This is a genomic window from Knoellia remsis, from assembly GCF_003002895.1.
In the GTDB taxonomy this organism is placed as follows: domain Bacteria; phylum Actinomycetota; class Actinomycetes; order Actinomycetales; family Dermatophilaceae; genus Knoellia; species Knoellia remsis.
The window spans coordinates 20576-40550 of sequence record NZ_PVTI01000001.1 but is presented as its reverse complement, the minus strand read 5'-3'; the positions used below and the strand labels follow the sequence as shown (position 1 = coordinate 40550).

The following is a 19975-nucleotide window of genomic DNA, read 5'->3' as shown; positions in this document are numbered from 1 at the left end:
GGGCCATGACGACACCGAGCCGCATCACCGACCTCCTTGCCACCCACCCCGTCTGGGACGGCCACAACGACCTGCCGTGGGCGGCTCGTGAGCAGGTCCGCTACGACCTCGACCGGCTCGACATCGCCGCCGCCGTCGCGAGCACCCACACCGACATCCCCCGCCTGCGCGCCGGTGGCGTGGGCGCCCAGTTCTGGTCGGTCTATGTCGACGCCAAGCTCGCCGGCGAGGCCGCCGTCACCGCGACCCTCGAGCAGGTCGACTTCGTGCACGTCATGACGCACCGGTATGCCGGCCAGCTCGCCCTTGCGACGTCCGTCGCCGAGGTCCTCGCGGCCCGGGAGACCGGCCGCATCGCCTCGCTCATGGGCGCCGAAGGTGGGCACAGCATCGACAGCTCGCTCGGCACCCTGCGCATGCTGTACGCGCTGGGCGTGCGCTACCTCACGCTGACCCACAACGACAACGTCCCCTGGGCCGACTCCGCCACGGACGAGCCGGCCCTCGGCGGCCTGTCCCCCTTCGGCCGCGAGGTCGTGCGCGAGATGAACCGGATCGGCATGGCCGCCGACCTGTCCCACGTCTCGGCCGACACCATGCGCGACGCCCTCGACGCGACCAGCGCGCCGGTGATGTTCTCGCACAGCTCCGCGCGCGCCGTGTGCGACCACCCACGCAACGTTCCCGACGACGTGCTGGCGCAGCTCCCCGCGAACGGTGGCCTGTGCATGGTCACCTTCGTCCCGAAGTTCATCTCCCCCACGGTGCGCGAGTGGGACCTCGAGGCGGCCGACGCCGCCGCTGCCGAAGGTATCGACTCCGCCGACTACACGGCGAACCGCGACTTCCTCGCCACCTACCGGGAGGACCACCCCGAACCGGCCGCGACCATCGACGACGTCGTGGCGCACGTCGAGCACGTCCGTGAGGTCGCCGGCATCGACCACATCGGGCTCGGCGGCGACTACGACGGCGTGACGCTGCTGCCGGACGGGCTCGAGGACGTGGCCGGCTATCCGCGGTTGCTCGAGACGCTCGCGGAGCGCGGCTGGTCCGACGACGACCTCGGCAGGCTCACCTGGTCCAATGCACTGCGCGTCCTCGGCGGCATCGAGGACGTCGCCCGTGACCTCTCCGCGTGGCGCGGGCCGAGCCTGGCCACCATCGAGGAGCTCGACGGGGCGGTCGCCGGCACCGCCGACACCGGCGACACCGGCAGCGCCTGAGCCCGCGCGCGCAGCGTCAGCGCTGGGTGTTGCGCATGACGGTGAGCGCGACGAGGCGCGAGATCACCATGGCGACGTACATGACTCCGCTGAGCTGCTCGATGATCGACACCGAGCGGGCCTGCGGCAGCACCGGCACGACGTCGGACAGGCCGACACTCGTGAGGTTCGCGCCGGAGAAGTAGAGCAGCTCGAGGAACTGCTTCTTCGGCGCCTCGTTGTAGCCGATGAACGACCCCGGCCACACCTCCTGGATCGCGAGGAAGACGTACGCGTACGCGAAGAGCAGCACCGTGAACGCGGCCCCCACGGCGAAGAGCTCGTCCTTGGTCACCCAGGCGTCCTCGAACATGTAGGACACGAGGCCGTATGCCGTGTAGAAGTAGAAGATCGCGAGCGCCGTGTGCGCGAGCGGGACGACGAGCGAGTTGCCCGGGTCGATGGCCGCCCAGATCTCGAGGATCCCCGCGGGGAGGCCGAGCAGGATGGACAACCACGTCAGCGCCGGCGTGCTGCGGACGGTGAAGACGGCAACGGTGAGGGCACACAGGCTGAGCACCGTGAGTGCGACCCTGCCGTAGGTGAGTCCCTGGAGCCACGGCAACAGCAGGACGACGAGCAGCTGGACGGCGAGCAGGAAGGCCGATGGCTGCTTGCGGAGCACCGCTCGCCAACGCTGAGCGCGCGTGGGCCGCTCGCGCAGGTCGTCCCAAGGGGTTGTGTCCATCACAGCGGACAACTCTAGGCGCGTTCACGCATGGGTGAGCCCGTCGGGCCGGGGTGACGTCGACCGCGTCCTGACGACGTCGACCGCGGCCTAGCATGTGCCCATGCAGCAGGCCGCGTGGGTTCTCGCCCCCCTCGTCCTCGTCGCCGTGCTCCTCCTCAGCGCCGCGGCCAAGGTCGGCAAGGGCGCCTCGCTGCAGTCGGTCATCGCGAACCTCCGTCTCCCGGCCCGGATCCTTCCCGCTCGGCTGGCTCGGGCCATCCCGGCGATCGAGCTCGCGCTCGCGCTCGGCCTGCTCCTCCCTTGGTGGCCCTTGGTGCTCGTCGCCGCCGTGGCCACACTCGGGCTCATGGTCGTCTACTGGCTGCTCATCGCCCGCGGGTTGACGATCACGCCGCGGCCGTCGTGCGGCTGCTTCGGTCAGGCCGGTGACCACCGGATCCGCCCGCGCACGCTGTTGCGCAACACGCTCCTCGTCGCGGCGGCCGTCGCCACCGTCGCCCTGGCCCAGTCGGGACGGACCGTCTGGTCCGTGCTCGCCGGTGCCGCACCCGGTGACGTGCTGTGGCTCGCCCTGGCCACCCTCACCGCACTCGTGACGTGGATCGTGGCCGGTGGGCAGGGCATCGCGCTCCCGCGCCGCACCGCGCGGCAGCAGCAGGAGCCCATGGACGCCCCGGACGGCAGCGACGTGGACGGTGCGGAGCTCGACTACGTCCGAACGCCGTTCCCCTCCGCGGTGCTCTTCGACCCCGCGTCCGGCCCGGCGACCCTTGCCGAGCTGGCCCGGGAGCGCGCCCAGCTGCTCGTCTTCGTCAACTGCTATTGCGCCTCGACCAGGGACGCCATGGCCGCCCAGCCCGGGTGGCAGCAGCGGCTGGAAGCGCTCGACGTCCGGCTGGTCTTCTCGGTCCCGATCAAGGAGGAGTTCGTGGGCGACCCGCCGTCGGGAACCCTCCTCGACCACGCTGCCCTCGCGTGGCAGGCGTTCGACCTCACCGCCTCACCGAGCGCCGTCCTCCTCGGCGCCGACCAGCTCCTCGCTGGCGGCCCCGTGGCCGGTGAGGACGAGGTGAGGAGCTTCATCGGTGAGATCGAGGAGCAGCTGCGCGGCGGCATACCGGACAACGACGACGGCGCCGGCCCCGAAGGAACCGGCACCGTCGTGGAGAGCGAGCAGGCGGGCGTCACCGACGCCCGGTGAGCTCCCAGGCGTCCTCGCTGTCGTCCTCGTCCTCGTCCCAGGCGTCGGCCTGGGGGCGGGAGTCGAGGTCGGCCGCAACCGCGTCGCTGCCGTAGCGGTCCGTCGCAGGCGGCGCAGCGGGCTGGGCAGGCTCCGGAACCGCGTCGTATGCCGTTGCCGCAGAGGGCTGTTCGCCCACCTCGGCGTGGGTGGACTCCGTCTCGGCCTGGTCGTCGTAGACCGGCTCGGCGTCGGGCACGTCCTCACCGCGCAGCAGTGCGAGGGTCGTCGGCAGGTCATCGGGGCGGACGAGCACGTCGCGCGCCTTCGAGCCCTCGGACGGGCCGACGACACCGCGCGACTCGAGGAGGTCCATGAGGCGCCCGGCCTTGGCGAAGCCGACGCGCAGCTTGCGCTGGAGCATCGACGTCGAGCCGAACTGCGTCGTGACGACGAGCTCGGTCGCCTGCAGCAGCAGGTCGAGGTCGTCGCCGATGTCGTCGTCGATCTGCTTCTTCGCCGCGGCGACGGTGACGTCCTCGCGGTAGGTCGGCTTGAGCTGGCCGGTGACGTGGCCGACGATCTCCTGGATCTCGGTCTCGGTGACCCACGCGCCCTGGACGCGCATCGGCTTGCTCGCACCCATCGGCAGGAAGAGCCCGTCACCCTGGCCGAGCAGCTTCTCGGCACCGGGCTGGTCGAGCACGACGCGGCTGTCGGCGAGCGAGGAGGTCGCGAACGCCATGCGTGAGGGCACGTTGGCCTTGATGAGTCCGGTGACGACGTCGACCGACGGCCGCTGCGTCGCGAGGATGAGGTGGATGCCGGCCGCACGCGCGAGCTGGGTGATGCGGACGATCGACTCCTCGACGTCGCGCGGGGCGACCATCATGAGGTCGGCGAGCTCGTCGACGACGACGAGGAGGTAGGGGTAGGGCTGGATGACCCGCTCCGACCCGGGCAGCGGCTGGACCTTGCCGGCGCGGACCGCCTTGTTGAAGTCGTCGACGTGCTTGTAGCCGAACGCGGCGAGGTCGTCGTAGCGGGCGTCCATCTCGCGCACCACCCACTGGAGGGCCTCGGCGGCCTTCTTGGGGTTGGTGATGATCGGCGTGATGAGGTGCGGGATGCCCTCGTACGCCGTGAGCTCGACGCGCTTGGGGTCGACGAGCACCATGCGGACCTCGTCGGGCGTGGCCCGCATGAGGATCGAGGTGATCATCGAGTTGACGAAGCTCGACTTGCCCGAGCCGGTGGCACCGGCGACGAGCAGGTGCGGCATCTTCGCGAGGTTGGCGATGACGTAGCCGCCCTCGACGTCCTTGCCGACGCCCATGACCATCGGGTGGTGGTTGTCGCGGGCCGCCCGGCTGCGCAGGACGTCACCGAGGCAGACCATCTCCTTGTCCGGGTTCGGGATCTCGATACCGATCGCGGACTTGCCCGGGATGGGACTGAGGATGCGCACGTCCGCCGACGCAACGGCATACGCGATGTTCTTGGAGAGCGCGGTGACGCGCTCGACCTTGACGCCGGGACCGAGCTCGACGACGTAGCGCGTGACCGTCGGGCCGCGGGTGAAGCCGGTGACCTGCGCATCGATGCCGAACTCGTCGAGGACCGTTGTCAGCGACTCGACGACGCGGTCGTTGGCCTCGCTGCGGTCCTTGTGCGGCGCGCCCTGCTTGAGTGCGGAGTTGTCCGGGAGCGTGTAGGTGACGTCGCCGGCGAGGCTGAGCTGCTCGACCCGCTGCGGGAGCGGTGTCGTCGGCGGCGCCTCGAGCTTGGCCGGCTCGTGCGGGATGGGTGCGGTCGCCTTGGGTGCGGCGTCGGCGACACCGGTGGTCGCGCCGGGGGCGAGCACGCCGGGCGCGGTCGGGCGCTTTTCTCCCGGGCGCGGACCGCCCTTGGCGGCCTTGCCCTTGCCGGGCTTGCCGGCGTCCTCGTAGTCCACGACCGCGGCCTGCTCGTAGGCCTCGTCGCCGTCCATCGGCTCGTCGCTGGACTGCGCGCGCTTGCGGCGCGGCTTGCGGACCGGCACCTCCTGGGTGTCGTCGGTCGCGTCGTCCTCGTCGTATGCCGGGTGGCCCAGCAGCGTCGCGCGCAGCTGGTCGAGACGGTCGGGGATCTCGTGGACCGGGGTGGCGGTGAGGACGAGGATGCCGAACATGCCCAGCAGGATCAGCAGCGGGATCGTGCCGTAGATCGACACCGCGGCCTCGAGCGGGCTGGAGGCGAGGAAGCCGATGATGCCGCCGGCGGCGCGCATGCCGTCGGCACCGGCCGGAGGCTCGGGGATGCCCGCGGAGACGTGCACGATGCCGCACGCCGAGAAGGCGAGCAGGACCGTGCCGATGAGCATGCGGTTCGTCGCGGGGTTCTCGCGCGGGGTGCGCCACAGGTGCAGGCCGAAGAGGAGCAGGACGATCGGGAGTGCGTAGGCGACCCTGCCGAAGGTGCCGGCGGCGACGGCGTGGACGACGTCGCCGACGTAGCCCTGCAGGCCCCACCACTCGCGGGCGGCGACGACGACGGCGAGGGCGATGAGCGCGAGGCCGAGGCCGTCACGACGGTGCTCGGGCTCGAGGTCCTGGCCGGCGTTGCTCACCTTGCGGACGGTGCCGCCCGTGACGTGCGCGAGGCCCATCCACGCGCCGCGCACGGCGGCGACGGGCATGGGGGCGCCGGCCTTCTTCTTGCGGGCCGGTGCCTTCGTGCGGCTCGTCGTGCGAGCGGGTGCGCGGCGGTTCGCCGGCCGCGAGGAGGCCGTGCGAGCGCGCGCAGGTGTGGTCGAACGTGACGCCATGCTCCGCAGGCTACGCGACAGTCACACCCATCACACGGAGCACACGCGCACCACGCCTGACCAACCTCGCCCGCCTCAGTGTTATCGGGTCACCCGATACCGCCCTGCTTCACCGGACAAGCCTTCTCGGGTGGAGCGTGAGGTCCCGGGGTGGCCGCGGTCCCTGAGGGCCGTATGCCGTGGGCGCGGCTCAGTGGTCGTGCGCGTGGCCCGCGTGGGCGTGGCCGTGCGCATGGTCCGCGTGGGCGTGGACGGGTGCCGTCGACTGGGCCGCCGAGGGGGCACTGGCCGAGCGGACGGGGAGCAGTTCACGGTCCTCGGGGTCGGGGACGCCGCCCTGGAGCTGGAGCTGCTCCACCTGACGCGTGGCAGGGGTCTCGACGAGCGTGCCCTTCGCCCGGGCACGCTCGACGAGCATGCGCAGCACCGAGCCGCCGCCGACGCCGCCACCGGCCCCGACCCGCGCCTCCTCGACGGGGAAGCCCGCAGGGGTGCCGGGCAGGCCGAGGATGCCAGACGCGTCGATGTCGACGGTCTGGAACGCCGGGCCGGTGAGACCCTGCGATCGGACCGAGCTGATCGGCTCGTTGACGAGGAGGACCACCTCACCGCGCTCGGAGAACTGCACCATCTCTGCGGCGATCTCGGAGCAGTAGGGGCATGAGTCACGCCACGCCACGACCGGAACCGGACCCGTGCTGACAGAGGCCAGCGCGTCCATGAACGGGACCTGCTCCCCCGTCTCTGTCCGCACGAGGAAGTCCTGCAGGTCGCTCCCGGTGTCCGGAAGGTGCTCCTGCCCGCTGTCGCTCCCCCCGATGGGCCTGGGTTCCCTCGCCTGATGGGCCATGCCCGTCATCATGTTGACGCCGATCGCCTGGATGACTGCGGTGATGAGCTCCATGATGCTCTCGCCACCGAGGGCCGGGCCGGCAGCGACCTTGCCATTGGTGCCGAGCACGACTGCGCCCGGAGTCCCGCCGATGCCGAGCGCGCCGAGGGCACGTCCGTCGGGGTCGGCATAGAGGAAGTCGGCGTCATCGGGGTATGCCGCAACGCTCGACCCGAGGTCAGCCCACGACACGATCGTGACGCCCACCTCCTTGTCGAGGGCCGCCCGCCAGCCGGCGAACGCCGGCGAGAGCTCTTTGCACACCGAGCACGTCGGGGAGACACCGATGACGAGTTGTGCCTTCTCCCGGGCCAAGTCGGCGAGGGGCACGTAGGCGCCGTCACGTCCCAGTACGGCGGCTTCGGGGATGTCGAGTGTCGGACGAGCCGCGGGTCGCGCCAGCGCCGCGTCACGCTCCGACGTGAGGGTGACGATGGATCGTCGAGCCGCGTCGAGGCGGGACCAGAGGATGGCAGCCGTCGCGACGAGAACCGTTGCGGTGAGGGCGAACGCGACCTCGGCGGCCCCCAAGCGCACCAGCGACGGCACGACTCCGGGGAACGGTCGGTCGAGCAGCAGTGCCGCCGCAGCGGAGAGCGCGATGGCAACGTTCCGCAGGAGAGTGCGCTCGCTGATCGGCTCCGCCGAGACCTCCCCGAAGCAGTGGCATGTCGGTCGTTCTCCACGGGCCAGGCTCAGGCCCACGACGATGACGAAGCCGATGGCGAGGGCGAGTGCGAGAGCGGCCACCCCGGTGAAGGCGCTCCCCCACGTCACGAGCAGCAGGACACCGAGCGCGATCTCGACATACGGCAGCACCCGGGCGATGACCGGGACGAGCGGCTCGGGCAGGAACGAGAAGCCTCGCACCCCGGCCAGGGCACCCGCACGGTCGCGCAGCTTGAGGACACCGCTGGTGAGGAACAGTCCGGCCACGACGAGCGTCGCGACCAGGTGCAGCGCCGTGATCATTGTCAGCGCGCGCTCACGGTGCTGCCGGGGTGCATGCCGGGTAGGGAATGTTGCTCGCCGCCCCGAACGGGGTCGTATCGCGGGGACCACACGTCTTGGTGTTGTCGTCGCACTGGCAGTACCCGATCCCGATCGAGAACCCGAAGCTGGTCACGCCGGTCACGGATGCATATCCGATCGCCACACTGGCGATGTCCTTGCAGACGTACCCCGTCGCACATCGAGGCGAGACCAACACGTCCAAAGCCGCCAGGCTGGAGATCAGGGTGTTGTAGGCAGTGGTCACCACGCCCAGTGGAACGCCAATGAGAGAGGTGTTCCCACATGAGGACGAGTAGGAACAAAGGGTGCCGAGCCGCCCGTCGTTGAACGGCGACACGCACACGTTGGTGGGGAGTCCGGCGGAGTTCTCGCAGATCTCGATCCCAGCGATGCTCAACAGGCGGACGGACCGCGCGAATGCTGACAGCGCTGTCGTGAAAGCGTTGATCGCCGTCACGAGTGCGCCACCGGTATCCAGGCACACCCCGAAGCAGGTGCTCCCCGCACACGTTGAAGTGAACACATTCGAACCGACACAGACATTGAACAGGCCGAGTGGGCCGGTGCCGACACAGACGAGGCCAGACGGGCACTGACACGTCCCTCCGGGCACGCCTGCCAAGATGCACTGCGGTGGCCCGCTGGCACCTGTGCATGCAGCACAGATCGGTGACGCAGCCATGGCCGGTGCCGCGATGGCGGTGGCCAGCACCGGCAGACTCCACGCCGCCCCCCTTGGCGACCGCCCGTCGTGATGGCGCCTGCGCCGGCGCGATCGCGTCGGCCAGGTCGTCGATGTCGATGTCGATGCTCATGAGCCGACCCCTCGCGAACGGTTCGCACGCTGGCAACTGGTCACTCCGGGCATCGGAGTGAACTAGTTCATATAGATACTCCCCGGCACAGTGAGCTCACAAGGGTTGAACAGTGTTCTTCTTGGCGTGGCCCAATCACGTTGCGCTGCAAGGGTTCTCGGCACGTCACCCGAGGGAGGGGCATCGTCGGACCAATCTCCCGCTGCCTGTTACGGGGTAACCAGATCCCCCGGCTCGATCGAGCCGGTTACCGATCAGACACGTCCGATCACCCACCGCACCGACCGCGGGCGCTCAGGCCTCGATGACCACCGGAATGATCATCGGCCGGCGGCGGATCTTGCGCCCGACCCAGCCACCCACGGCACGGCGCATGACCTGCTCCAGCTGGTAGGTGTCCGTGACGCCCTGCGCGGTCGCCTCGTCGAGGGCCTGGGTCAGCTTCGGCATGACGTCATCGAAGACGACGTCATCCTCGACGAACCCGCGCGCGGTGATCTCCGGCCCCGCGACGATCTTGCCCGTCGAGGAGTCCATGACGACGATCACCGAGATGAAGCCCTCGTCCCGCAGGATCTGGCGGTCCTTGAGCAGCGCCTCGTCGGCGGCGCCGACGGACGAGCCATCGACGTAGACATAGCCGCACGGCACCGCTCCGGCCACCCGGACCTTGCCGTCGACGAGGTCCACGGCCACGCCGTCCTCGACGACGACGACGCCCTTGGGGTGGACGCCGGTCTCCAGGGCGAGGTCGGCGTTCGCGCGCAGGTGGCGCCACTCGCCGTGCACCGGCATGACGTTGCGCGGCTTGACGATGTTGTAGCAGTAGAGCAGCTCGCCGGCGCTCGCGTGACCGGACACGTGCACGCGCGCGTTGCCCTTGTGCACGACGTTGGCGCCGAGCCGCATGAGCCCGTTGATGACACGGTAGACGGCGTTCTCGTTGCCGGGGATGAGCGAGGACGCCATGAGGACGGTGTCGCCCTCCCCCACCTCGATGGGGTGGTCCCGGTTGGCCATCCGCGACAGCGCAGCCATGGGCTCGCCCTGCGACCCGGTGCAGATGAGGACGACCTTGTCGTCGGGCAGGTCACCGAGCTTCTTGAAGTCGACGAGGATCCCGTCGGGCACGTGCAGATATCCCAGGTCGGCGGCGATGCCCATGTTGCGCACCATCGACCGACCCACCATCGCCACCTTGCGGCCCGACTTCTCCGCGGCGTCGAGCACCTGTTGCACGCGGTGCACGTGCGACGAGAAGCAGGCCACGATGATCCGCCGTTTGGCGTCGCGGAAGACCTTGTCGATGGCCGGCGCGATGTCCTTCTCGGGTGTCGTGAAGCCCGGCACCTCGGCGTTGGTCGAGTCGGTGAGGAAGAGATCGACCCCCTCCTCCCCGAGCCGGGCGAAGGCGCGCAGGTCGGTGAGCCGCCCGTCGAGCGGCAACTGGTCCATCTTGAAGTCGCCGGTGTGCAGCAGCGTCCCACCCGACGTCCGCACGAAGACCGCGAGCGCGTCCGGGATGGAGTGGTTCACGGCGACGAACTCGCAGTCGAAGACCCCGAACGTCTCGCGCATGCCCTCCTTGACCGCGAGGGTGTAGGGCTTGATCCGGTGCTCCTTGAGCTTGGCCTCGACGAGGGCCAAGGTGAGCTGGGAGCCGACGAGCGGGATGTCCGGCTTGAGCCGCAGGAGGTAGGGCACGGCGCCGATGTGGTCCTCGTGGCCGTGGGTGAGGATGATCGCCTGCACCTCGTCGAGCCGGTCCTCGATGTAGGAGAAGTCCGGGAGGATGAGGTCGATCCCCGGGTGGTGGTCGTCGGGGAACAGCACACCGCAGTCGATGACGAGCAGCTGGCCGCGGTGCTCGACGACGGCCATGTTGCGGCCGACCTCGCCGAGGCCACCGAGGGCGACGACGCGAACGCCGCCCTCCTTGAGCGGGCCGGGCAGGGACAGCTCGGGGTGCGGGTGGCTCACGCGAGACCTGCCTCGGCAAGGCCCTTGCGGAGCAGCTCGAGGTGCTCCGGCGGTGACTCCACGAGCGGCAGCCGGACGAAGGCCGACTCGATGACGCCCAGCTCCGCGAGTGCCGCCTTGGACATGATCGCCCCCTGCGAGGTCGTCATGATCGCGTCGACGGCGGGAATGAGCCGCTGGTGGATCTCGCGCGCCTGCGCGAGGTCACCCGCGTCCACGGCAGCCAGCATCGCGGCATACTCCCTGCCCGCGACGTGACCGACGACGGAGACGACGCCGACGGCACCCTGCGCGAGGTGAGCCAGCGACAGCACGTCGTCGCCGCTGAACCACAGCAGGTCGGTCGCGGCCATGACGTGCGTCGACGCCCACAGGTCGGCCTTGGCGTCCTTGACGGCCAGGATCCGCGGGTGCTGGGCGAGCTCGATGAGGGTCGCGGTGTCGAACGCGACGGCGGTCCGGCCCGGGATGTCGTAGAGCATGATCGGCAGCTCGGTGGAGTCGGCGACGGCCCGGCAGTGCGCGAGCAGCCCGGCCTGCGTCGGCTTGTTGTAGTACGGCGAGACGAGGAGCAGCGCGTCGGCGCCGGCCTCCGCGGCACGGGCGGCCATGTGCACCGAGTGGGCCGTGTCGTTCGAGCCGACCCCGGCGGTGATCGCGGCCCGGTCCCCGGCGACCTCCTTGGCGATCCGCACGGCCGTGATGCTCTCGTCGTCGCTGAGGGTGGCCGACTCACCGGTCGTGCCGTTGACGACGATCCCGTCGTGACCGCTCGCGAGGAGGTGCTCGACGACCGCCCGAATCCCGTCCTCGTCGATCGATCCGTCGGGGCGCATCGGGGTAACCATGGCCGTGATGAGGCGGCCGAAGGGGTTCGTCGTCATGGGTTTCAGCCTAGTGCGTGCGTATGCCGGTCCCGGCCGCGCGTGCGTATGCCGGTCCCGGCCGCGCGGGGCCGCGCGCCGGTCCCGGCGCTGTCGGTGGCCGGAACTACTCTTGCGGCCATGCGCCAGTACCTCGACCTCCTCGACCGGATCCTCGACGAGGGTGTCGACAAGTCCGACCGCACCGGCACCGGCACGCGCTCGGTCTTCGGCCACCAGATGCGCTTCGACCTCGCCGAGGGCTTCCCCGTCGTCACCACCAAGAAGCTGCACCTCAAGTCGATCATCGGCGAGCTGCTGTGGTTCCTGCGCGGCGACACCAACGTGCGCTGGCTCCAGGAGCGCGGCATCACCATCTGGGACGAGTGGGCCGACGAGGCGGGCGACCTCGGCCCGGTCTACGGGCACCAGTGGCGCTCCTGGCCCACGCCCGACGGCCGCAACGTCGACCAGATCACCAAGGTCATCGAGTCGATCCGCACCAACCCCGACAGCCGCCGGCACATCGTCAGCGCGTGGAACGTCGCCGACGTCGACGACATGGCACTCCCCCCGTGCCACGCGCTCTTCCAGTTCTATGTCAGCCCGGCCGAGGGCGACCGGCCGGCCCGACTGCACTGCCAGCTCTACCAGCGCTCGGCCGACGTCTTCCTCGGCGTGCCGTTCAACATCGCCTCCTACGCGCTGCTCACGATGATGGTCGCCCAGCTCACCGACCTCGAGCCGGGCGAGTTCGTGCACACCCTCGGCGACGCCCACCTGTACTCCAACCACCTCGAGCAGGCGCGCCTCCAGCTCACCCGCGAGCCGCGTCCGCTGCCGACGATGCGCATCGCCCCGAAGGGCGCCATCGACGAGTTCGACCTCGGCGACTTCGAGCTCGTCGGCTACGACCCGCACCCCGCGATCAAGGCCCCGATCGCGGTCTGAGCGACGTATGCCGGCCGCGCGCGGCCGGCATACGAGGTCACCGTGGAGGTCGGTCACCAAGCTGGGCGGGACCTCCTAGGGTGAGGGGATGACCCGGGTGAGCCTCATCGCAGCTGTCGGCCGCAATGGCGTCATCGGTGCCGAGGGGGGCATGCCGTGGCACCTGCCGGAGGACTTCCGGTTCTTCAAGCGCACGACGATGGGTCACCCCATGGTCATGGGACGCAAGACGTTCGAGTCGATCGGGCGGGTCCTGCCGGGGCGTCGCACGATCGTCGTGACGCGGCAGGCCGACTGGCGCCACGCCGACGTCGAGACGGCGCACTCCTTCGCGGAGGGGCTCGACCTCGCCGGCCCGGGCGAGGAGGTCTTCGTCGTCGGCGGGGGCGAGATCTACCGGCAGGCGATGCCGTTCGCGCACCGGCTGCTCATCACCGAGGTCGACCAGGCACCCGAAGGCGACGCGACCTTCCCCGACATCGACCCGGCGCAGTGGCACGAGACGGCCCGCGAGGAGCAGGACGGTTTTGCCTGGGTCACCTACGAGCGCACCGCCGCCACCCCGAATCCCGACTGATTGCCCGTTCGGGCACTCCCACCCCCCACTGATTGCGCACAGTTCGCACGCAGCCGTGCGAACTGTGCGCAATCAGTCGGAGGAAGCGGGAGAGCGGGCGGGTTCCACGGGGTCGACGGGGCCGGTGGAGGTGAACCGCTCCCGGTGGATGTGCTCGGGCGCGACGCCTTGGGTGCCGAGCCAGTCCTCGACGTCGACGATGAGTCCCTCGGGTCCGCACAACCACCAGTCGTCGACTCCCGCGACGCCGCCGGGCTCGTTCCGGACCTCCTCGACCACCTCGGTCAGCACAGCCGGGTCGATGCGTCCGTGCCGCACTCCGTCGACGGACTCGCGGGACAGGACGTGCTCGACGTGCAGCCGCCCCCCGGACGCCTCCGCGAGAGCCGCCACCTCGGCCCCGAGCACCGTCGACGCCCGCGTCCGGTTGGCGACGACGAGGGTCACCGTCGACTCGGGGTTCTGCTCGAGTGCCGCGGCCGTGATCGCGAGCACGGGCGTGATGCCGGACCCGCCGACGACCCCGACGTGGTGGCGGGGCCGGTCGTCCTCGTCGAGGGTGAACGTCCCCATCGGCGGCAGCACCCCCATCGTCTCGCCGACCTCGACCTCGTTGGCGAGCCACGGCGACATCCGCCCGCCCTGCACCGCGGCGGCGGCCACCCGGATGATTCCCTCACGGCGGGCCCGGCTCGGCGGAACCCAAATCGAGTACGACTGGCGCACGTCCTCGCCACCCACGAGTGCGCGCAGGGTGACGTACTGCCCCGCGCGGTAGTCGAGGAACTCCGGCATACCGCTCACGTCGAAGCCGATCGAGACGGCGTGCTCGGCCACCGGATCCACCTCGGCGACCGCGAGCGGCCGGAAGGTCGGGCGCGGCTTGGCAGGACGACGGAGCAGGGACACCCCCACAGTCTCACACTCCGACGTCCTGTGCCCCACACCACGCCCGCCCGGCACCACGGCCGTGCATGCCGGTGACCTAGGCTCGGTGGGTGGCGATACACACCCGGCAGCACGAGCGCGTCAGCGTCATCACCATCGACCGCCCCGAGCGGCGCAACGCGCTCAACCACGATGCACTCGAGGACCTCGACGCCGCCGTCAGCGAGGCCATCCAGCAGTCCCGCGCCCTCGTCCTCACCGGCGCCGGCGGCCACTTCTGCTCCGGCGCCGACCTCACCGAGCTCGAGGACGTCTCCTTCACCGACCGCCTGGCCGAGGTGCTGCTGCGCCTGTCGAGCGCACCGATCACGACCGTCGCCGCCATCGAGGGCTCGTGCATGGGCCTCGGCATGCAACTCGCCGTCGGATGTGACCTGCGTGTCGTCGCCGACTCCGCGAAGTTCGCCGTCCCCGTCGCCAAGCTGGGCCTCATGGTCAACCACTGGACCCTCGAACGGGTCGCCCGTTTCTGGGGTGAGGGCGCGGCCCGCCACATGGTCCTCACCGGTGCCGTTCTCACCGCCGACGACGCGTGGCGGCTCGGCTTCGCCCAGGTGCGCGGCGGCCTCGACGACGCGCTCGACCTCGCGGCATCGGCCGTCGACCTCGCCCCGCTGAGCCAGTCCGGCTCCAAGCTCGGCTTCGACACCCACGGCGGCAACCACGCCGAGGTCGCCCGCTACGAGGCGGCGTTCGCTCGCGCGTGGTCCAGTGACGACCTCACCGAGGGACGCGCGGCGTTCCGCGAGCGCCGGACGCCGGTCTTCGAGGGCCGATGAGCGAGCACACCCACCCGCACTCCCCCAGCCACGACCACGGCGACGACCGCGGACCGGTCGCCGACGCCAGCGTCCGCACCGCCGTTCCGACGGACGCGCCGGCGGTCGGGGTCGTCCAGTCCGCCGTGTGGACGCAGGCGTATGCCGGCCGCGTGCCGGACGAGGTCGTGTCGGCTTTCGAGGCGCCCGCCTTCGCCAAGGCGTGGCGCCAGTCCCTCGAGAACCCGCCGGCCGGAGTGCACCGGCTCCTCGTCGCCCGTGCCGGAGAGCAGGTCGTCGGTTTCCTCGCCATCGGACCGAGCCAGGACCCGGACGCCGGGCCGGCACGCGGCGAGGTCACGGCCATGGGCGTGCACCCGGGCGCCCGACGCGTCGGCCACGGGTCGCGGCTGCTCAACGCCGGCATCGACCACTTGCGCGGCGCCGGGGCCGAGGACGTCGCGATCTGGGTGCTCGCCGACGACGAGGCGACGCGCGCGTTCCTCGTCGGGGCGGGGCTCGGCCCCGACGGCGCCTTCCGCGACCGGGTCGTCTCGCCCGACGGCGAGACCCTGCGGGAGGTCCGGCTCGTCGCCTCGCTGACGCCGCCGGACGGCGACGACACGGCGCCATGAGCAACGCCGGGGAGGCCGCCCCGGGCGAGCCGAGCACGGCCGGCGACGGGACGGCATACGACGAACTCCCCACGGAGACAAGGCGATCCGTCCTGCGGCAGTCGCTCTCAGTGGGCCTCGCGACCGGTGCCTATGGCATCAGCTTCGGCGCGCTCGGGGTGTCGTCGGGGCTGAGCATCCTGCAGACGTCGCTGCTGTCGGTGCTGCTCTTCAGCGGCGGCTCGCAGTTCGCGGTGGTCGGCATCCTCGGCGCCGGCGGCACCGGGTCGGCGGCCGTGGCGACCTCGACGCTGCTCGGTGTGCGCAACGGCCTCTACGCCCTGCAGACCTCGCGCCTGCTCGACGTGCGCGGTTGGCGTCGGCTCGCTGCCGCGCACCTGACGATCGACGAGTCGACCGCCGTCGCCGTCGGTCAGGACCTGCGCCGCGCCGGGCGGCTCGGCTTCTGGGCGACGGGACTCGCGGTCTTCGTGTTCTGGAACCTCATGACGCTGCTCGGCGCGTTCGTCGGCAACGCCCTCGGCGACCCCACTCGCTGGGGGCTCGACGCCGCCGCAGCCGCCGCGTTCACAGCGCTGCTGTGGCCGCGCCTGCGCAGCCGGGACGCCGCCGCGACCATGGTGCTCGCCATCGCGATCGCGCTGCTCACCTCTCCCCTGCTGCCGGTCGGCGTCCCCGTCATCCTCACGGTGCTCGCCGCACTCGTCGTCGGCCTCACCGGCGGCGGACGACACGAGCGCGCCGACGAGGACGACCCCGAGCCCGACCTCGACCCCGGCGCGGAGGTGGCGCGATGAGCGACTGGACGATCGTGCTGCTGTCGTCGGCGCTGGCCTTCGCGACGAAGCTCGCGGGCTACGTCGTGCCCGAGTCGTGGGTCGAAGGTCCGCGGCGTCGGCGGGTGCTGGCGCTGCTGCCCGTCGCGCTGCTCGCGGGACTCGTCGCGATCCAGACGTTCGGCGGTGACGGCGGGTCGCTGCACGTGGACGCGCGGCTCGCCGCGGTGGCGGTCGCGGTCGTGCTGCTCCTGGTGCGCGCGAACTTCCTCGTCGTCGTCATCGCCGCGGCGGCCGTGGCCGCCGGGCTGCGCGCGATCGGCTGGGGCTGACCCGGGCTCAGATCCCGAGGTAGTTCTCGAGTCCGACGGTGAGCCCGGGGTGGTCGGCGACCTGACGGACTGCGGTGATGACGCCTGGCATGAACGAGACGCGGTCGAAGGAGTCGTGCCGGAGCGTCAGCATCTCGCCGGTCTGCCCGAAGAGCACCTCCTGGTGGGCGACGAGCCCGCGCAGGCGCACCGAGTGCACGGGTATGCCGTCCGCGCGCCCTCCGCGCGCGCCGCCCGGGTCCGACGTGGTCGCGTCGGGAACGTCTCCGAGGCCGGCCTGCTCGCGCGCCTGCGCGATGAGGGCGGCGGTGCGGGCGGCCGTGCCGGAGGGGGCGTCGACCTTGTCGGGGTGGTGCAGCTCGATGACCTCGACGGACTCGTAGAACTCGGCGGCCTTCGCGGCGAAGGCCATCATGAGGACCGCGCCGATGGCGAAGTTCGGGGCGATGAGGACGCCGACGTCCGGGTGGTCGGCGAGGCGGGTGCGCAGGTCGGCGAGCCTGGCCTCGTCCCAGCCGGTCGTGCCGACGACGACGTTGATGCCGCGGTCGACGCAGTGCGCGACGTTGGCGGGCGAGGCGTCGGGAACGGAGAACTCGACGACGACGTCTGCTCCACCGAGGTCGCCGAGCTCGTCACCGGCGTCGTAGCGCCCGACGAGGTCGAGCCCGTCCGCCTCCTCGACGGCCCGGCACACCTCCGACCCCATGCGTCCGGCCGCACCGATCACCGCAACCCGCCTCGTTCCCATGGCCGCAACACTAGTCACGTCAGGTGCGGGCCACTCGTCCCGCCGACAATCACCGCAGCCCGCGCCGCCCCCACACTCGCCCAGAGTGAGCGATTACTAGCGAGCCCGCGGCGTGGAGGACGGGTCGCGCAGGAGCTGCGGGACCACCATCGCGACAATTGCGGCCGGCGCGCCCGCGAACAACGCCAGCGGTACTGCCAAGAGTGGGGTTTCGCCTGCTGCCACCAGAACGGCGGCGGCACCTGCCGCCAGGAGCGGGAGAGTGAGCACTGCAGCCACGGCACCACTGACGGCCCGCCCACCAGCCCGAAGTTTGCCCCGTAACACAAGCAGGCCTACGGCAGCGAGGACGGCAGCACTCAAGCCGACGAGCAGGGCCAGTCGCTGAGGGCCGTTCGTCTGGGCCACCATCGCCCCCAGAAACACGGCGATGACTCCTTGGAGAACCGCACCGCAGATGACGATGAGCGGCGCACGCCGCGCCATTCCCGGTTGCGTGCCTCGACCCTGATCGTCTGTCATGCGAAAGTCGGCCACTTTCCACCGGGAAAGGCGGACAGGTCCGTGAGTGCGCCGTTGAGGTTGCCCTTCTGGACGGCGCACGTGCCGAGCAGGATTCCGGTCCCAACGAGAAGGGCACCGATCATGCCCGCGATGGCGACCTTCACCCCCAGCGGTATGCCCACAACGGCGCCGGGACCAGTTGCCGTGGACGCAGCCGCCACCAAGGCCCCGCCGATGCAGGCGATGACCGCCGTCACGATGGAGCCCCACCAGACGATGATCGCGAGCGCGACGGCATCAAGTGCACCCGCGATCTTCTCGGCGATCGGACCGACCGCACGAAGGGCGTTGACCTGATCCTTGGCCCGGCTCACGTACCGATCCGAGGCGACACCCTTCCAGAAGGCGTCGATATCAGACGTCTCCTGACTCACTGTCCCTGCCCATGGCGTCACAACACCGCCCACGTCCTGCCTCCAGCTTGTCGCATTGGAGTACATGAGCCAAGGTGCACCAAACACGTTCCAATGCTTGCTGAACCAGTCCGTGAACTTTTGCCAGAGCGGAACGACGTACGTGTTCCAGAGTTCAACCGCCTTCTCAGCGGCCCAGCCGAACCACCGAGCAATTTTGCGCACGGCCTCGTTGAACTTGCGCAGACACTCGTCCATCTTCTCCTGAAGCTCCCTGTACTTCTCACGCAGCTTCTCGATGAGTTCTTGTGCTGTCATGACGTCCTCACGGGTTAGTGGGGGACCACTGCCCCCCGATTCGGGCCAACGCATCCTCATCGTCGCGCCGGTACTGCTCTTCGATGCCCTTGAGGGTGTCGTCGATGAGTTTCATCGACGACGCAGCCTCGCCAAGGAGGTCGGCGACCCGGGTCCGGATGTCGGAGTAGGTGCTGTTGAACCCGGCCAGGTCAGCCACGACCGAAGAGTCGGTTGTGGTCACGTCGATGGAGACCGCGTTGTTCTTCGCCTTCGTCATGTCGTTCTCGGCGTCAGCCCAGGTCTCTGCGGCATCGAGAAGCGCTTGCCGTTCCGCTTCGTAGGACACGTCATACCTCTTTCTTGTGGGTCCTGCTTCGTGGTGTTGCCCGGCTCGTCGACCTCACGGCTGTATTCCCAGCCGGCGACTCAAGGTGTACGGATTTCCCACTCGCGACAAAGTGGCCTGCATGTCGGCAACGACCGCGTCAAGCTCCGAAAGGCCGACGTCGATTTGGGTCTGGGCCCGATGGAGCGTTTCGGTGGCCAGGCGGCCAATGTTCGCGGGGTGGGCACGTGCGAGCCACCGCGGATCCAGATCGAAGCGTGATATGTCTCCATCGGCGTTGATGTCAACGATGACCTCGCCGTGACTACTGCGAGCTGACGCCGTATGACGCCCAAAGGAATCCAGTGCGCGTTCCACATCGGCAAGGGCCGCCTCCGCCTCGGCATACACCTCTGCCATGACTCGCTCGGCCTCCTCCGGCGAGGCCAGTGCGCCCCGGCCCGCATCCCCGTCATCTGGAGGAATCGGCGCCGGTCGCGCCGGGGGAAGGGGTGAGGACTCCTGCTCCTCCAGGGCAGCCGCGTACTCGGCCGCGACCGCGGCCTGTGCCTGAGCGATGGTCTCCAGGATGACGCCACCAAGCTCACTGTCCTGAACGGTGTTGCGCCAGTCGTGGGAGATGCGTATGTCGCGCACTCCCCCGTCCGCGGCGACGCGGACCGTCACCACACTCGCGGCGTCCCTCTGCTCCCGCTCCACCGGGTCCGGCACACTGACCTGGAGTCGCTGAATCTCGCGATCATTCCTTTCACGGATCTCGTAGAGCTCCTCGCGGATGTCGTCAGCCACGGCTCCTCTTCCCTCATCGACAGTACTCGCCACGTCCGGCCCTGCGCTCTGAGTCTGACGTGATTCACGCCCGTGCGGCAATGGGGAGGTCTCCCCTCCCTGGCGTACAGGTCCACGGCGGCGCGGGCGAGCATGTCGTTTACTTTCTGTTCATCTTGCGTCTATGCTTGGGTGAACAACAGGTGAACGGCTCGGGAGCGCCGTTCACCCACCGCAGGTCCACGAGAGGAGACACCGATGAAGAAGGTCGCCACGACCGTCACGGGTCCGGCCTGCCTGACGATGCGTTGGGTGCCGGTGACCAGGGACGGTCGCACCCGTATGGAGATGCGCTGGAGCGCCCCCACCCCGGTTCGCCGCGCCACCAAGGTCGCCTGAACCACCCCTGC

The 19975-nt window shown here is 70.2% G+C and carries 20 protein-coding genes; 9 read left to right on the top strand and 11 right to left on the bottom strand.

The window, feature by feature from the left end; all coding sequences use genetic code 11:
• Positions 1-5 precede the first annotated feature (5 nt).
• The gene (locus BCF74_RS00190; RefSeq protein ID WP_106295951.1) at positions 6-1226 is read left to right on the top strand and encodes a dipeptidase; all 1221 of its coding nucleotides are present in this window, start codon (positions 6-8) and stop codon (positions 1224-1226) included.
• A 16-nt stretch (positions 1227-1242) separates the two neighbouring features.
• On the opposite strand, the gene BCF74_RS00185 is transcribed toward BCF74_RS00190, so the two are convergent.
• Complete coding sequence (locus tag BCF74_RS00185) at positions 1243-1953, bottom strand: potassium channel family protein (protein WP_106295950.1); 711 nt, start codon at positions 1951-1953, stop codon at positions 1243-1245.
• A gap of 103 nt (positions 1954-2056) precedes the next feature.
• On the opposite strand from BCF74_RS00185, the gene BCF74_RS00180 reads away from it, so the two are divergent.
• Positions 2057-3157 carry a MauE/DoxX family redox-associated membrane protein gene (locus tag BCF74_RS00180; RefSeq protein ID WP_106295949.1) on the top strand — a complete coding sequence of 367 codons (1101 nt, stop codon included), beginning with the start codon at positions 2057-2059 and terminating at the stop codon, positions 3155-3157.
• On the opposite strand, the gene BCF74_RS00175 is transcribed toward BCF74_RS00180, so the two are convergent.
• The 5 genes from BCF74_RS00175 to dapA form a co-directional block, all read right to left on the bottom strand.
• On the bottom strand, positions 3141-5942 hold the full coding sequence (locus BCF74_RS00175; protein ID WP_106295948.1) for an FtsK/SpoIIIE family DNA translocase: 2802 nt from the start codon (positions 5940-5942) through the stop codon (positions 3141-3143). The genes BCF74_RS00180 and BCF74_RS00175 overlap by 17 nt on opposite strands.
• Positions 5943-6132: 190 nt before the next feature.
• Positions 6133-7806: a MauE/DoxX family redox-associated membrane protein gene (locus tag BCF74_RS00170; RefSeq protein WP_106295947.1), complete on the bottom strand. Its 1674-nt coding sequence runs from the start codon at positions 7804-7806 to the stop codon at positions 6133-6135.
• Between the two features lie 13 nt (positions 7807-7819).
• Positions 7820-8305 carry a hypothetical protein gene (locus tag BCF74_RS00165; RefSeq protein ID WP_146132839.1) on the bottom strand — a complete coding sequence of 162 codons (486 nt, stop codon included), beginning with the start codon at positions 8303-8305 and terminating at the stop codon, positions 7820-7822.
• A 652-nt stretch (positions 8306-8957) separates the two neighbouring features.
• Positions 8958-10643 carry a ribonuclease J gene (locus tag BCF74_RS00160; RefSeq protein ID WP_106295945.1) on the bottom strand — a complete coding sequence of 562 codons (1686 nt, stop codon included), beginning with the start codon at positions 10641-10643 and terminating at the stop codon, positions 8958-8960.
• Positions 10640-11527 (bottom strand): 4-hydroxy-tetrahydrodipicolinate synthase, encoded by an 888-nt coding sequence (gene dapA, locus BCF74_RS00155; RefSeq protein ID WP_106295944.1) that lies wholly within the window; start codon positions 11525-11527, stop codon positions 10640-10642. The genes BCF74_RS00160 and dapA overlap by 4 nt, the downstream gene beginning before the upstream one ends.
• Positions 11528-11647: 120 nt before the next feature.
• On the opposite strand from dapA, the gene BCF74_RS00150 reads away from it, so the two are divergent.
• Both BCF74_RS00150 and BCF74_RS00145 read left to right on the top strand, forming a co-directional pair.
• Positions 11648-12457 carry a thymidylate synthase gene (locus BCF74_RS00150; RefSeq protein ID WP_106295943.1) on the top strand — a complete coding sequence of 270 codons (810 nt, stop codon included), beginning with the start codon at positions 11648-11650 and terminating at the stop codon, positions 12455-12457.
• A gap of 88 nt (positions 12458-12545) precedes the next feature.
• Positions 12546-13034, top strand: coding sequence for a dihydrofolate reductase (locus BCF74_RS00145; RefSeq protein WP_106295942.1), 489 nt, complete (start codon positions 12546-12548; stop codon positions 13032-13034).
• A 72-nt stretch (positions 13035-13106) separates the two neighbouring features.
• On the opposite strand, the gene BCF74_RS00140 is transcribed toward BCF74_RS00145, so the two are convergent.
• Complete coding sequence (locus tag BCF74_RS00140) at positions 13107-13943, bottom strand: FAD-binding oxidoreductase (protein WP_245889124.1); 837 nt, start codon at positions 13941-13943, stop codon at positions 13107-13109.
• 89 nt (positions 13944-14032) lie between these two features.
• On the opposite strand from BCF74_RS00140, the gene BCF74_RS00135 reads away from it, so the two are divergent.
• Genes BCF74_RS00135 through BCF74_RS00120 form a run of 4 tightly spaced genes read left to right on the top strand, consistent with a single transcriptional unit; the run spans position 14033 to position 16483 of the window.
• Positions 14033-14761: an enoyl-CoA hydratase-related protein gene (locus BCF74_RS00135; protein WP_106295940.1), complete on the top strand. Its 729-nt coding sequence runs from the start codon at positions 14033-14035 to the stop codon at positions 14759-14761.
• Positions 14758-15375, top strand: coding sequence for a GNAT family N-acetyltransferase (locus BCF74_RS00130; protein WP_106295939.1), 618 nt, complete (start codon positions 14758-14760; stop codon positions 15373-15375). Before BCF74_RS00135 ends, BCF74_RS00130 begins: the two co-directional genes overlap by 4 nt.
• On the top strand, positions 15372-16172 hold the full coding sequence (locus tag BCF74_RS00125) for an AzlC family ABC transporter permease (RefSeq protein WP_106295938.1): 801 nt from the start codon (positions 15372-15374) through the stop codon (positions 16170-16172). Before BCF74_RS00130 ends, BCF74_RS00125 begins: the two co-directional genes overlap by 4 nt.
• Positions 16169-16483 (top strand): AzlD domain-containing protein, encoded by a 315-nt coding sequence (locus BCF74_RS00120; protein ID WP_106295937.1) that lies wholly within the window; start codon positions 16169-16171, stop codon positions 16481-16483. Before BCF74_RS00125 ends, BCF74_RS00120 begins: the two co-directional genes overlap by 4 nt.
• A gap of 7 nt (positions 16484-16490) precedes the next feature.
• On the opposite strand, the gene dapB is transcribed toward BCF74_RS00120, so the two are convergent.
• The 4 genes from dapB to BCF74_RS00095 form a co-directional block, all read right to left on the bottom strand.
• Positions 16491-17234: a 4-hydroxy-tetrahydrodipicolinate reductase gene (gene dapB, locus BCF74_RS00115; RefSeq protein WP_106295936.1), complete on the bottom strand. Its 744-nt coding sequence runs from the start codon at positions 17232-17234 to the stop codon at positions 16491-16493.
• Between the two features lie 518 nt (positions 17235-17752).
• Complete coding sequence (locus BCF74_RS00105; protein WP_106295934.1) at positions 17753-18469, bottom strand: hypothetical protein; 717 nt, start codon at positions 18467-18469, stop codon at positions 17753-17755.
• Positions 18470-18476: 7 nt separating this feature from the next.
• On the bottom strand, positions 18477-18797 hold the full coding sequence (locus tag BCF74_RS00100; protein WP_106295933.1) for a hypothetical protein: 321 nt from the start codon (positions 18795-18797) through the stop codon (positions 18477-18479).
• Between the two features lie 54 nt (positions 18798-18851).
• Positions 18852-19586, bottom strand: coding sequence for a hypothetical protein (locus BCF74_RS00095; RefSeq protein WP_106295932.1), 735 nt, complete (start codon positions 19584-19586; stop codon positions 18852-18854).
• A gap of 237 nt (positions 19587-19823) precedes the next feature.
• Here BCF74_RS00095 and BCF74_RS17200 point away from each other — a divergent pair, with 237 nt between their 5' ends.
• Positions 19824-19964, top strand: a complete 141-nt coding sequence (locus BCF74_RS17200; RefSeq protein WP_170070081.1) for a hypothetical protein — start codon at positions 19824-19826, stop codon at positions 19962-19964.
• Positions 19965-19975 lie beyond the last annotated feature (11 nt).

What these genes read in the sequence shown, in the direction of transcription:
- BCF74_RS00190 (WP_106295951.1), top strand. Translation starts at nt 6, where the DNA reads ATGACGACACCGAGCCGCATCACCGACCTCCTTGCCACCCACCCCGTC.
- BCF74_RS00185 (WP_106295950.1), bottom strand. Translation starts at nt 1,953, where the DNA reads ATGGACACAACCCCTTGGGACGACCTGCGCGAGCGGCCCACGCGCGCT.
- BCF74_RS00180 (WP_106295949.1), top strand. Translation starts at nt 2,057, where the DNA reads ATGCAGCAGGCCGCGTGGGTTCTCGCCCCCCTCGTCCTCGTCGCCGTG.
- BCF74_RS00175 (WP_106295948.1), bottom strand. Translation starts at nt 5,942, where the DNA reads ATGGCGTCACGTTCGACCACACCTGCGCGCGCTCGCACGGCCTCCTCG.
- BCF74_RS00170 (WP_106295947.1), bottom strand. Translation starts at nt 7,806, where the DNA reads ATGATCACGGCGCTGCACCTGGTCGCGACGCTCGTCGTGGCCGGACTG.
- dapA (WP_106295944.1), bottom strand. Translation starts at nt 11,527, where the DNA reads ATGACGACGAACCCCTTCGGCCGCCTCATCACGGCCATGGTTACCCCG.
- BCF74_RS00150 (WP_106295943.1), top strand. Translation starts at nt 11,648, where the DNA reads ATGCGCCAGTACCTCGACCTCCTCGACCGGATCCTCGACGAGGGTGTC.
- BCF74_RS00145 (WP_106295942.1), top strand. Translation starts at nt 12,546, where the DNA reads ATGACCCGGGTGAGCCTCATCGCAGCTGTCGGCCGCAATGGCGTCATC.
- BCF74_RS00130 (WP_106295939.1), top strand. Translation starts at nt 14,758, where the DNA reads ATGAGCGAGCACACCCACCCGCACTCCCCCAGCCACGACCACGGCGAC.
- BCF74_RS00125 (WP_106295938.1), top strand. Translation starts at nt 15,372, where the DNA reads ATGAGCAACGCCGGGGAGGCCGCCCCGGGCGAGCCGAGCACGGCCGGC.
- BCF74_RS00120 (WP_106295937.1), top strand. Translation starts at nt 16,169, where the DNA reads ATGAGCGACTGGACGATCGTGCTGCTGTCGTCGGCGCTGGCCTTCGCG.
- dapB (WP_106295936.1), bottom strand. Translation starts at nt 17,234, where the DNA reads ATGGGAACGAGGCGGGTTGCGGTGATCGGTGCGGCCGGACGCATGGGG.
- BCF74_RS00105 (WP_106295934.1), bottom strand. Translation starts at nt 18,469, where the DNA reads ATGACAGCACAAGAACTCATCGAGAAGCTGCGTGAGAAGTACAGGGAG.
- BCF74_RS17200 (WP_170070081.1), top strand. Translation starts at nt 19,824, where the DNA reads ATGAAGAAGGTCGCCACGACCGTCACGGGTCCGGCCTGCCTGACGATG.